Annotated in this window: 1 protein-coding gene; it reads right to left on the bottom strand. The window is 69.5% G+C overall.

The genetic code is table 11. From position 1 onward, the window contains the following. Nucleotides 1-453, bottom strand: a 453-nt coding sequence (locus ACL02T_RS34980; protein ID WP_412835105.1) for a hypothetical protein, incomplete at both ends; no start/stop codon positions are given.

The raw sequence follows: 453 nt of genomic DNA on the forward strand, positions 1-453 counted from the left end.
GTCGTAGGTGTCGTTGACAACGGTTTCGACGCGCAGCGCGCGGCCGTCTTTGAGGTACTGCTTGATCCGGGAGTGCTTGTAGAAGGCGTTGACGGTGACCTCGACGCCGCGGGTGACGACCTTGGTGTTGAAGATCAGTGGGTGGGTGCGTGGGCGGCCGCGGCGTTCGTGTTTGCCGGTGAAGATCAGCTCGACGTGTGCGGGGCGGCCGATGTCGAGGTTGTCGGCGACCAGGGCCTCGAAGAAGCCGCGGGCGTGGCGTGGGGCGGTGAACACGAGGGTGCGGGAGACCTCGACCTGGCGCATCGACAGCTCCCACCAGTACCCGCCGGCGCGGTCGGCGTCGGTGAGCGGGCGCGGCAGCACCGCCAGCCAGCGCTGGGCGAAGGCGTCGATGGTGGCCGGGCCGAGCCGATCGCAGATGGCCTGCAGCGCGGCGGGGTCGGTGGTGGT

The sequence above is a fragment of the Pseudonocardia oceanicola genome (assembly GCF_047200735.1).
Taxonomy (GTDB): Bacteria; Actinomycetota; Actinomycetes; order Mycobacteriales; family Pseudonocardiaceae; genus Pseudonocardia.